Below are 11,967 nucleotides of genomic sequence, written 5' to 3'. Positions count from 1 at the left end.
GCCCATCGGGGGGTGGGGGGGGGGGGGGTGGGGGGCGGGTGTCCTGTGGTTGAGGGTCCGCATGTCGTCGGGGGTGCGGTGGACCTGGTCGCCGGGGGGGGGGCGGGACTTGGTCGCATCGGGGGGGGGGGGCGGCCCCAACGACTCCGCGGGCCGGGCCCCGTCCCACGCCGTGGCGGGCCGGGGCGACTGGAAGCGGGCGTCCCCGATCGGCGCGGCGGCGTAGGGGATGCCGCGGAACACGGCGAGGCCGTCTTCGGCGCGACCACGGACGAGGCCGGTGCTGGTGCGTACTTCGGGTTGCTGGGGCACGACTTCCTCCACAGGTTTTAAATCGAACCATTTAACAGTTGCCTATTTTTTGACATCTGTCTAGTGTTGGCCGGGTGCGAGAACGACCGGACCGCCGCGTGGTGCGCAATCGCTCGGCGCTGATGGCCGCCGCGGTGCGCCTGGTCTCCGAGCGGGGCACCACCGCCGTGCCGGCCGGCGACCTCGCCGACGCCGCGCAGGTCAGCCGGCAACTCGTCTACCTGCAGTTCGGTGACCGCGACGCGCTGCTGGTCGCCGCCGCGCACGAGCTCGTCCGGTCGGAGTTGATCCCGGTGCTCGCCGACGGCGAGCGCCCGCTGCGGGAGCGGGCGCTCGCGACCGCGCGGCACTTCGCCGGCCATCGGCCCTTCTACCGGGCCATGCTCGTCGGCTCGTGCTCGTTCGCCATGACCCGCGCGCTCAACCGCGCGCTCGGCTCCCTGGTGACGCCGGCCGGCCTGCGTGCGGCGTTCGGCGACCTGCCCGCCGCGACGGCCGGGGACGTGGTGACCGCCGTGACCGCCGGCGCGGCCGCGATCGTCAACGACTGGATCGTCGAAGGCGATGACCCGCTGGATCCTCGGGAGCTCACCGGCAGACTCGCCGCGCTCGCCGTGGTCCTGCGCGGCCGCGACCTGCCCTGAGCTGCGCCTCCCCGGGGCGATGTGCATAGGCTTCTGATCTAGTTGAGCAAGAAATAGTGCTGATAGTCCGATAAGGGTTGCCTACTTTCATAGGCACCCGATATAAATGTCCGGGTGAGCGTGGCCCGTGACGAATACCGGCAGCTGGTCGACGAGGGACTGCACCAGGCGACGGCCCTCCTGGGCCGGCACGTCAACGACCGCGACGGGCCCGGCCTGACCACGGTGTCGACGATGGTGGCCCTGGAGCGTGAGGGGCCGCTGCGCGTCACGGCGCTGGCCGCCGGCGCCGGGGTGAGCCAGCCGGCGATGACCGAACTGGTCCAGCGGCTGACCCGGCAGGGCTGGGTGGAACGGGTGCCGGACCCCGGCGACAGGCGCGTGACGCTGGTCGCCGTCACCGAGCAGGGCCGGGCGATGCTGACCGAACGGCGGGCCGCGCATCAGCGCCGGCTGGGGGACCTGCTGTCCACTCTGCCGGAGCAGGACCAGGCGGCGCTGGCGCTGGCCATGCACGTGGCGACACCGATCCTTCGCCGGCTCGCCGGTGACCTCGCCTGGCGGAGGGACCCGGCACCACCTCGAGAACCGCAGAGCGCACCACGAGAGGAAGGCCGATCATGACCGGGCAAACGAGTGACGACCCCACCGGCGATGCCGGTGCGGCCGCGGTGTACCCGATGCCGCGGGGCGGGCGATGCCCCTTCGACCCCGCCGCGGGTCTGCGGGAACGGGAGCCGATCAGCAAGGTGCGCCTGTGGAACGACAGCGTGCCGTGGCTGCTGACCGGCTATGCCGATCAGCAGGCGCTCTCGACGGACGCCAGGGTCGCGGTCGCTCCCCGGCACCCCGGATTCCCGCTGCTGAGCGCCGGTTTCACCGCAGCCCAGCAGGAGGCGGACCGGCAAGCCGCCGAACTCGGCGAGCCGACGCTGACGTTCGGCGCCGACGGGCCGGAGCACTCCCGGCTGCGCCGGATGATGTCGGTGGCGTTCACCGTCAAACGCGTCGAGGCGCTGCGCCCGGCCATCCAGCGCATCGTCGACGACCTGATCGACCGGATGCTGGCCGGGTCGCCGCCGTGTGACCTGGTCGCCGCCTTCGCGCTGCCGGTGCCGTCGCTGGTGATCTGCGAAATGCTCGGCGTCCCGTACGCCGATCACGAGTTCTTCCAGCGGCACAGCGCGGTGATCCTGAACCACGACTCCACCGCGCAGGACGCCGGCCGGGCGATGGGCGAGCTGGTCGCCTATCTGGAGGCCATCGTGGACCGCAAGCTCACCGAACCCGGTGAGGACGTCCTGTCGGACATGGCGGCGCGGATCCACGCCGGCGAGATGACCCGGCGTCAGGCCGCGCGGATGGGCACCACGCTGTTGCAGGCGGGCCATGAGACGACGGCGAACATGATCGCGCTGGGCACGCTGGCCCTGCTGGAGAACCCCGGTCAGATGGCCGCGCTGCGCGAGACGGGCGACCCGGCGGCCGTCTCCCGCGCCGTCGAGGAGCTGTTGCGCTATCTGACGATCGCCCAGGGCGGGCGCCGCCGCGTCGCACTGGAGGACGTCGAGGTCGGCGGAGTGACGATCCGGGCCGGCGACGGCGTCATCCTGGCCTCCGACGCCGCCAACCGCGACCCCGCCATGTTCACCGACCCCGACCGGCTCGACCTGGGCCGGGACGCGCGCCGCCACATGGCCTTCGGATACGGTCCGCACCAGTGCCTGGGGCAGCAGCTCGCCCGGGTCGAGCTGCAGGTGGTCTACGGCACGCTCTACCGCAGGATCCCCGCGCTGCGGCTCGCGGTTCCCGTCGACCGGATCCGGTTCAAGACCGAGGGCTTCGCGTACGGCGTGCACGAGCTGCCCGTCGCCTGGTGATCCCCGGTTGCCGGGCTCGCCGCGCCGCACCCTGCCCATTTAATAAATCAACCGATTGATTTAGGTTTCCGTCGCCGACCCGGATCGGACCACACCCGTGACCCCTCCCGCCCACGTCCTCATCGTCGGTGCCTCGGCCGCCGGCCTGAGCACCCTCGAGACACTGCGCCGCCTCGGCCACACCGGAACCGTGACCCTGCTCGGCGACGAACCGCACCCGCCCTACGACCGGCCGCCACTGTCCAAACAGATCCTCGCCGGAGCGTGGACCCCGCAGCGAGCGCACCTGCGCCCGGCCGCCGCCCTCGACGCGCTCGACGCCACCTTCCACCTCGGCGACCCCGCGGTCGCCCTGGACCCGGCCTCCCGGACCGTGCACACCGCGAGCGGCCGCCGCCACCAGGCCGATGCCATCGTCGTGGCCACCGGCGCCACCGCCCGCACCCTGCCCGGCCAGGACACCGTCGCCGGCGTCCACGTCATCCGGACCCTCGACGACGCGACCGGGCTGCGCGCCGAACTGACACCCGGCCGGCGCCTGGTCGTGGTCGGCGACGGTGTGCTCGGCTGCGAGGTCGCCGCCACCGCCGCCGCCCTCGGCCTGGACACCACCCTGGTCGGCCCGCAACAGGCGCCGATGCGGGCGCAACTCGGGCCGCGGGCCGCGGACCTGCTCGGCCTGCTGCACACGGCCAACGGCGTGCGCCTACGGCTCACCACGACCGTCACGGGCCTGGCCGTCGACGGCGCCCGGGTCCGGGGCGTCGAGACCACCGACGGCCAGGTCCTGCCCGCCGACGTGGTGCTGGTCGCCTTCGGCGCGACACCGGCCACCGGCTGGCTTGACGGCAGCGGTCTCACCCTCGTCGACGGGATCGTCTGCGACGCGTACTGCCGCGCGGCCCCGGGCGTCTGGGCGGTCGGCGACGTCGCCCGCTTCCACCACGAGGGTCTGGGACGCGACGTACGCCTGGAGAACCGCACGAACGCCACCGAACAGGCCGCCGCCGTCGCCGCGGACATCCTCGGCGCCGGCCGGCCCTACACCCCGGTGCCGTACTTCTGGACCGACCAGTTCGACGTCAAGATCCAGGTCCACGGCATCCCGGGCCCCGGCATGCACACCGAGGTCACCGACGGCGATCCCACCGCCGGGCGTTTCGTGCTGACCTACCACCTCGACGGCCGGCCCGCCGCGGTCCTGGGCTGGAACATGCCCAAACAGGCCCGCCGGCAACGGCAGAGCCTGCTCACCGCGATGACCACCGCACCCGTATGAACCCGTCCCCTGCCCGCCCCGAAGGAAGGAACCCCTCGTGAAGGTAACCGTCGACCAGGAACGGTGCGTCGCCGCCGGATCGTGCGTGACCGCCGCCGACGACGTCTTCGACCAGCGTGACGAGGACGGCATCGTCGTCCTGCTCAACCCCGCTCCCACCGCCGATCGGGCCGCCGCGGTCCGAGAGGCCGCCGCCATCTGCCCGGCCCTGGCCATCACCGTCGAGGAGGGCCGGCCGTGACCGACATCCACGACTACGACATCACCCGCGACGCCCGCTGCCCGCTGGACCCGGCCCCCGCCATGCTGGCCCGGCTGGCGGAGGGACCGCTGACCCGAGTCCGGATGTGGGACGGCAGCACCCCGTGGCTGATCACCGGGCACACCGCCCACCGGGAGGCCCTGGGCTGCCCCGCCGTCAGCGTCGAACCCGGACGTGGCGCCCCGGCGCTCTCCCCGCACGAGGCCGCGGCCATCACGGCCGCCGCCGCCCAGCCTCAGGAACCGGGCGCGAACACCAGCTTCATCATGATGGACGACCCGGAGCACGCCCGCCTGCGCCGCATGGTCACCGGCGCCTTCACCATCAAACGGATGAACGCGCTGCGTCCCGTCGTCCAGCAGATCGCCGACGACCTCATCGACGCGATGCTCGACGGCCCCAACCCGACCGACCTCGTCCCGTCGTTCGCCCTGCCACTGCCGTCGCTGGCCATCTCGGCGCTGCTCGGCGTCCCCTACGGCGACCATGAGTTCTTCCAGGACAACAGCAAACTGCTGATCAACCGGGACACCAGCGCCGAGGACCGCAACGCGGCCCGTGCCCGGCTGACCGACTACCTCGACGGCCTGCTCGCCGGCAAGATGAAGGATCCCGGCGAAGACCTGCTCTCCGGACTGGTCGAACGGATCAACGCCGGCGAGCTCACCCGTGCCGGCGCCGCGTCGATGGGCGTGCTCATGCTCTTCGCCGGCCACGAGACCACCGCCAACATGATCGCCCTCGGCACGCTCGCCCTGCTGCAACACCCCGATCAGGCCCGGCTGCTGCGCGACGGCGACGATCCGGGACTGACCGGCACCGCCGTCGAGGAACTGCTGCGCTTCCTCACCATCACCCACGGCGGGCTGCGCCGCGTCGCCACCGAGGACATCGTGGTCGCCGGCCAGACCATCCGCGCCGGCGAACCGATGATCGTGGTCAACGAGACCGCCAACCGCGACCCGGAGATCTTCGCCGACCCGGACCGCCTCGACCTCACCCGCGACGCGCGCCTGCACGCCACCTTCGGCTACGGCATCCACCAGTGCCTCGGCCAGCCCCTGGCCCGGCTCGAACTGCAGATCGCCTACCCGGCACTGCTGCGCCGCGTCCCGTCGCTGCGGATCGCCGCGGAGATCGACGAGATCCCGTTCAAGCACGACGGCTTCGTCTACGGCGCCTACCGCCTGCCCGTGGCCTGGTGAGAGGAGACGACACCATGATGAACCGTTCCGCGTTCTTCATCGGCGGCGCCTGGACCGAACCCGCCGGCACCGGTGTCCTGCAGGTGGTCTCGCCCTCGACCGAACAGGTCGTCGGCGAGGTCCCCGAGGCCACCACCGCCGACATGGACCGCGCCGTCGCCGCCGCCCGCGAGGCGTTCGACCACGGACCGTGGCCGCGCATGGCCCCCACCGACCGCGCCGACGTCCTCGACCGGGCGGCCGATCTGCTCCGTGAACGCACCCCCGAGATCGCCGCGGTCCTGGTCGAGGAGATGGGCATCGCGATCAGTCAGGCGCCGCAGCAGATGAGCCTGGTCGGCCCGGTCTTCGCCTACTACGCGGACCTGATCCGCACCTTCGCCTTCGACCGGCCCGTGCTCAGGGGCGACCTCGCCGCGCTGGTGACCTCCGAACCCGTCGGTGTCGTCGCGGCGATCGTGCCGTGGAACGCCCCGGTCACCCTCGCGGCCTGGAAGGTCGCCCCCGCGCTGGCCGCCGGGTGCACGGTCGTGCTGAAACCGCCGCCCGAGTCCCCACTGAGCAACTTCCTGCTCGCCGAGGCACTGCACGAGGCGGGCGTGCCCGACGGCGTGATCAACGTGGTGCCCGGCGGCCGGGAGACCGGCGAGCACCTGGTCACCCACCCGGGCACCGACAAGGTGGCCTTCACCGGCTCGACCGGCGCGGGCAAGCGGATCATGAATCTCTGCGGCGACCGGATCAAACGCGTCTCGCTGGAACTCGGCGGGAAGTCCGCGGCCGTCGTGCTCGACGACGCCGACGTCGCCACCGTGGTCACCGGCCTGATCGCGCAGGGCATGCACAACTCCGGGCAGGTCTGCGGCATGCAGAGCCGCATCCTGATCCCCCGTGCCCGCTACGCCGAAGCCCTCGACGCCGCCGCGGCGAAGGCCGCACAGACCCGCGTCGGTGATCCCCACGACCCGGAGACCGTCGTCGGGCCGCTGGTCGCCGAACGCCAGCGCGACCGTGTCGAGAGCTACATCGCGCTCGCCACCGACGAGGGCGGCCGTATCGTCACCGGCGGCCGCCGCCCGCCCGGCCTGCCTCAGGGTTGGTACATCGAGCCCACGGTCGTCGCGGACGCCACCAACCGGATGCGGGTGGTCCGCGAGGAGATCTTCGGCCCGGTCGTCTGCCTGGTCGCCTACGACAGCGACGACGAGGCGGTCACGATCGCCAACGACAGCCCCTACGGCCTGTCCGGCAGCGTCTGGACCGCCGACGACGCCCGCGGCCTGGCGATCGCCCGCCGGATCCGTACCGGCAGCATCACGGTCAACCGGAACTACCCGCCGATGCCACTGACCCCCTTCGGCGGATTCCGGGAGTCCGGCATCGGCCGGGAGCTCGGCGTCGAGGGCCTGGAGGGCTACCTCGAGAAACGCACCATCGGCGTTCCGGCGGAGCTCGCGCGATGAGGGCCGCCGTCGCCTACGAACCGGGCACCCCGCTGGTCATCGAGGAACTGCCCACACCGGACGTCGGCCCCCGCGACGTGCTGGTCCGGGTGACCGCCAGCGGCATCTGTCACACCGACGTCACCTCCATGCGCCGTGAACAGCGGACCGACCCGCTGGTGCCCGGCCATGAGGCCTGCGGTGTCGTCGAGGCGGCCGGCGCCGAGGTACGCCGGGTCGCGGTCGGCGACCGGGTCCTCGCCTCGGTCACCCCGGCCTGCGGCACCTGCTGGTGGTGCGTCAACGAGATGTCCCACCACTGCGAACGCGGCCCGCTGCGCTACCGGCCCCGGCTCGGCCTGCCGGACGGCCGCATGGCCGTCCGGCTCTGCGGCTGCGGCTCGTTCGCCGACATGATGGTCGTCGACGAGTCATCGGTCGTGACCGTCGAGACCGGCCTGCCCGACGACCAGCTCGCGTTGCTCGGCTGCGGCGTGACCACCGGGCTGGGCGCGGTCTTCCACACCGCCGGCGTCCAGCCCGGCGACAGCGTCGCGGTGATCGGCTGCGGCGGCGTCGGGCAGGCCGTCATCCAGGGCGCCCGGATCGCCGGCGCGTCCACCATCATCGCCGTCGACCCCAGCGCCGGACGCCGTGACGGCAGCAAGGGGGTCGGCGCCACCCACACGTTCGACCCGGCCGACGGCGACCCGGTCTTGCTGGCCCGTGACCTGACCCACGGCCGGGGCGTCGATCACGCCTTCGAGGTCGTCGGCATGCCCGATCTGATGCTGCAGGCCTTCCACATGGCCCGGGCCGAAGGATCGGTGTCGCTGATCGGGATGCCGCACACCATGGACGCGATCCTTCCGCTACCGGCGATGCAGGTCCTGGCCTCCGGCAAACGGATCCGCGGCTCGGTCGCCGGCGGATCCCAGATCCTGCGCGACTTCCCCCGCTACCTGCGGCTCGCCGAGACCGGGCAACTCGACCTCGCATCGATGGTGTCCCGGCGGATCACCCTCGATCAGGTCAACGACGGCATCCGCCTGCTCGACCAGGCAGACGGCGTCCGATCGGTCATCGTGCCGTCGTGATGAGCCACCGTCAGATCCTGCTCGCGCTCAGCGGCCTGCTCACCGCCCTGTTCGTCGCCAACCTCAGCAGCACGATCGTCTCCACCGGCCTGCCGGCGATGATCCACGCCCTGCACGGGTCGCCGTCCCAGTACACGTGGGTGGTGACCGCGACCCTGCTGGCCACCACCGCGACCACACCGATCTGGGGCAAGCTCGCCGACCTGTTCCGCAAGCAGACCCTGCTCCAGATCGCCGTCGGCGTCTACGTGCTCGGCTCGGTGGCCTGCGGACTGAGCCAGAGCGCCGGTCAGCTCATCGCGGCCCGGGTCCTGCAGGGCGCCGGCGTCGGCGGCGTGCAGGCCCTGGCCAACATCACCATCGCCGCGATGATCGCACCCCGCGATCGCGGTAAGTACCAGGGCTATCTCAGCGCGGCCACCGCCACCTCGACGATCGGCGGACCACTGCTGGGCGGCCTCATCGTCGACACGTCGTGGCTGGGCTGGCGCTGGTGCTTCCTGATCGGCCTGCCGGTGGCCGCCCTCGCGGTGGCGATCGTCCGCCGGACCATGGACCTGCCGGTCCATCGCCGCGACGGCGTCCGTATCGACTACCTCGGCGCCACCGTGATCACGGCGTGCGTCAGCATCCTGCTGATCTGGGTGTCGTTCGTCGACGACGCGTTCGCCTGGGTGTCATGGCAGAGCGCCGCGATGCTGGGCGGCGCACTGATCCTGCTGGCCGTGGCCGCCTGGGTGGAGACCCGGGCGGCCGAACCGGTCGTGCCGCCCCGGGTCCTGCGCCAGCGGACCACCGTTCTGGGCATCGTCGGCAGCCTCGCGGTCGGCACCGCCATGTTCGGCAGTTCGGTCTTCCTGAGCCAGTACTTCCAGCTGGCCCGGGGCCACACCGCCACCGAGGCCGGCCTGCTGTCGATCCCGATGGTGCTCGGCACCCTGATCTCCTCCATCGGCGGCGGCCGCATGGTCAGCCGGACCGGAAAGGTCAAACCGTTCCTGGTCACCGGCGCGATCCTGCTGGCCGCCGGGTTCACCGGGCTCGGCCTGATCGACGAGCACACCCCGATGGCGTCGATCACGGCGGCCATGTTCGTCGCCGGGATAGGAACCGGGCTGACCCTGCAGAACTTCGTCCTCATCGTGCAGAACAACACCCCGATGACGGACATCGGCGCGGCCAGCTCGACGGTCACCTTCTTCCGCTCCCTCGGCGGCACCACCGGCGTCGCCGTCCTCGGCGCGATCCTCGCCCGCGACGTCGGCGCCCGCATCGAGACCGGCAGCACCGCACCGGCCGCGTACGGACACGCCACCGGGCTGATCTTCCTGATCTGCGCCGGGGTATCCGCGGTCGGCATCGTCGCGGCGCTCCTGCTCCGGCCGGTGACCCTGCGCTCCGGCAGCACGCCGGCCGGCAGGAACGAGACGGAAAGGAACCCGGTGGCGGCAGCGTGAGCCGGATGGGGGTGTCATTCCCCTGTAACGCAGCAGGGCCCGGTCAATAGACCGGGCCCTGCTCTGCGTATCCATTTATTCAAGATTTGTGTCCGGAGGGTGAGTCAAACTAATTACCCAACGTTACATGCAATGTTGTCGCTGAAGTAGTTCCAGCGATGGCGCCGAGCAAGGTTTAACTCGATCGGCGCCATCGCTGTTTCGCCGGCCGGCGTTGCGGAGGTGCTGTGTCTTACGAGGCGGGTGGGTTGGCGAAGCCGCCAGATCCTGTGCGGAAGGCGTGTTCTGACTGGTCACGATCCGTGACGCGTTCTCGCATGTCACCGGGTCGTTGGCCGAAGAAGGCCTCCGGCAGAGCTGGTGGTAGCAGGACCCTCCGCGAGCCGTCGTCTTCTACACCAGTGCCTATCGATACGCGGCGAACGGGCCGTCCGCTCACGGTTTAAGGTCCGAGGTCGGTGCTGGTTACCGCTGTTGGTGGGGCTGCTTGCCGGTTAGGAGACCGAGGCGTTGGTTAGCCTCGGTCTTTCATTTGCCCGCGGCTCCATAGCTAGTGATCGATTAATATGATTCGCGGTTTTGTTTCCGGTTTGTTGGCATGGTGAAGGCCCGGCGCGGGGCCGGGTTCCTCCGTGATCGTGGTCGGTATGTGAGCCGCGAGGTCAGCCGGTCGGCCGGGGTAACGCGGCGAGTTTGCTGAATGCGCTGGTCAGAGCATCGGCCCAGGGCCAGTTGGCGGCGATGGCGAGGCGGGTCCGTCGGGCGGTGCGGGTGATCCGGGCGGCGACGTGTAGTAGCCGGTAGCGCAGTTTCTTGGGTTCAGCGGTGGCGAGGTCACCGTCCAGCAGCAGGGTCTGGGTCCAGGCGAGCAGGTCGATGCCGGTCAACGCGAGTTGGAGCCAGGCCTGGTTGATCGCGAATTGTCGGGACGGGAACCGGCCGAAGCCGGTGCTCTTGCCGGTTCGGATCTTGTCCTCCACCCGGGCGTGTGCCCGGTGGCGGGCTTCCAGGTACTGGATGCTGCCGTTGCCGGGTGGGGTGTCGGTGGCGACGACCTGATGCCGCCATCCTTCGATGGTGTCGAACAGCGACAGCTGCGCACCGGGATGCGGGCGTTCCCGGCGAACCAGGAACCGGGTGCCCGCTGGCCAGCCGGCCGCCTCGAACATGCCGGTGATCTCACAGACCTCGGCGTGTTCACGCAGGTCACCATCGGTGTCGACCGCGGGGACCCAGCCGGTCACGGCCTGGATCGCTTGCCGGACCGGTTCGGTGATGGCCGCGCCGACACTGAACCGGATGTCGAGATGCTGCTGTTCGCGTAAGGACCGGATGTGGGCCAGGAAGCCGTGACTGGAACCGGCCGAGTCTGAGCGCAGCAGGAACGATGTGCCGTGCCGGACAGCGTCGGGGATCTGGGCGAGAGCCTGGTCGAGCACGGTGATGTGGTCGGCGGTGGTGTTGGATCCCGCCCGGCCTTCCCTGAGCAGGCCGGCGAAGGCTTCGCCGGTGTTGTCGAGGAAGCAGAGCAGGGGGTGGAAGCCGAACGTCTTCTTCCAGGTGCGAGTCGCCGACTCCTTTTCGGAATGAGAGATCACGATGGTCGCGTCGATGTCCAGGACCAGGCCGTCGACCCGTTGGCCGGCCACCATGGGTTGTGGCAGGTCGCCGCGGGTATCGGCATGCTGGGCCCAGGCGACCTCACGGGCATGGGCCCGGGCGGACCGCAGTTCGGCCAGCATCGTGGCGTCGAGTTGCGACAGTAACCGCCACGCTGTCGGGTCGGAGGCGACCGGACCGAACAGGCCGGCCTCGTTACGCAGCACGGCCAGGTCGGCGATGGCCTCACCGCCGTCAGCGAGCAGTACCGCCAGATCAACGGCGATCCGGCCCGGGTCGTGGCCGCCCCGCCGCTGCCGCAGACCGGCCAGAGCCGGGCTGAACGCGCTGGTCAGACCGGTAATGTCGGCGAGCAGTCGAGCAGTCGAGTGCCGGCGTGACCGACCACGCCCCGCCCGTCCCCGGTCACGATGATCTTCGGACGTGTTCGGGTAGTCTTCACCCAGCAAGTGCCTTCCGTAACGGGTTAACAGGACTCTCGACAAGCCCTATTTTCCCTGATCAGAGGGCACTTCGCCATTTCCGGCCCAGTCCTTGGACACCCCTTAACGAAGGGGCGAGGCTAACCGGTGAGCCTCATCCGTTGGCACTGTCCGACGACGGCGGTTCGTAGGCCGGTGGACTGACGGTCGGGAGGTGAAGGCTGCCGTCCCGCCGGCCAGTGGCTCAAAAACGGGTGGAGTCCCTGATAGTGGTGTAACGCGGTTGGCGTGATCGTCGGACATCCTGTCCGGCATAGAACGCGGCCATCGCGTGATCTTTCGAGCGA

10 protein-coding genes and 1 pseudogene are annotated in these 11,967 nt (G+C 70.8%); 9 read left to right on the top strand and 2 right to left on the bottom strand.

The genetic code is table 11. From position 1 onward, the window contains the following. Window positions 1-312, bottom strand: a 312-nt coding sequence (locus AB0M08_RS46500) for a carboxylesterase family protein (RefSeq protein ID WP_364508494.1), incomplete at its 3' end; no start/stop codon positions are given. Between the two features lie 74 nt (window positions 313-386). Between AB0M08_RS46500 and AB0M08_RS46495 the strand changes: the two genes are divergently transcribed. The 9 genes from AB0M08_RS46495 to AB0M08_RS46455 all read left to right on the top strand — a co-directional run bounded on the left by AB0M08_RS46495 (window position 387) and on the right by AB0M08_RS46455 (window position 9,578). Further along, window positions 387-956 (top strand): helix-turn-helix domain-containing protein, encoded by a 570-nt coding sequence (locus AB0M08_RS46495; RefSeq protein WP_364508488.1) that lies wholly within the window; start codon window positions 387-389, stop codon window positions 954-956. Window positions 957-1,070: 114 nt separating this feature from the next. Further along, window positions 1,071-1,580 carry a MarR family transcriptional regulator gene (locus AB0M08_RS46490; RefSeq protein ID WP_364508486.1) on the top strand — a complete coding sequence of 170 codons (510 nt, stop codon included), beginning with the start codon at window positions 1,071-1,073 and terminating at the stop codon, window positions 1,578-1,580. Further along, complete coding sequence (locus AB0M08_RS46485; RefSeq protein ID WP_364508484.1) at window positions 1,577-2,836, top strand: cytochrome P450; 1,260 nt, start codon at window positions 1,577-1,579, stop codon at window positions 2,834-2,836. Before AB0M08_RS46490 ends, AB0M08_RS46485 begins: the two co-directional genes overlap by 4 nt. Before the next feature lie 97 nt (window positions 2,837-2,933). Further along, window positions 2,934-4,115: an FAD-dependent oxidoreductase gene (locus tag AB0M08_RS46480; RefSeq protein WP_364508481.1), complete on the top strand. Its 1,182-nt coding sequence runs from the start codon at window positions 2,934-2,936 to the stop codon at window positions 4,113-4,115. A gap of 37 nt (window positions 4,116-4,152) precedes the next feature. Next, entirely contained in the window at window positions 4,153-4,356 is a 204-nt protein-coding gene (locus tag AB0M08_RS46475) for a ferredoxin (RefSeq protein WP_364508478.1), read from the top strand. Beyond that, a complete protein-coding gene (locus AB0M08_RS46470) occupies window positions 4,353-5,582 on the top strand; it encodes a cytochrome P450 (RefSeq protein WP_364508476.1) in 1,230 nt (409 codons plus the stop codon). The genes AB0M08_RS46475 and AB0M08_RS46470 overlap by 4 nt, the downstream gene beginning before the upstream one ends. Before the next feature lie 14 nt (window positions 5,583-5,596). Then, window positions 5,597-7,045 (top strand): aldehyde dehydrogenase, encoded by a 1,449-nt coding sequence (locus AB0M08_RS46465; protein ID WP_364508474.1) that lies wholly within the window; start codon window positions 5,597-5,599, stop codon window positions 7,043-7,045. Next, complete coding sequence (locus AB0M08_RS46460) at window positions 7,042-8,121, top strand: Zn-dependent alcohol dehydrogenase (protein ID WP_364508471.1); 1,080 nt, start codon at window positions 7,042-7,044, stop codon at window positions 8,119-8,121. Before AB0M08_RS46465 ends, AB0M08_RS46460 begins: the two co-directional genes overlap by 4 nt. Then, a complete protein-coding gene (locus tag AB0M08_RS46455; protein ID WP_364508491.1) occupies window positions 8,121-9,578 on the top strand; it encodes an MFS transporter in 1,458 nt (485 codons plus the stop codon). Before AB0M08_RS46460 ends, AB0M08_RS46455 begins: the two co-directional genes overlap by 1 nt. Window positions 9,579-10,240: 662 nt before the next feature. Here the strand turns inward: AB0M08_RS46455 and AB0M08_RS46450 are convergent. Beyond that, window positions 10,241-11,640: pseudogene (locus AB0M08_RS46450) on the bottom strand (IS1380 family transposase). Window positions 11,641-11,967: the final 327 nt, after the last annotated feature.

The organism is Actinoplanes sp. NPDC051851 (genome assembly GCF_040681165.1).
Classification (GTDB): domain Bacteria; phylum Actinomycetota; class Actinomycetes; order Mycobacteriales; family Micromonosporaceae; genus Actinoplanes.
The sequence above is the reverse complement of the archived record's forward strand: the minus strand, read 5'-3'. Positions and strand labels throughout refer to the sequence as shown.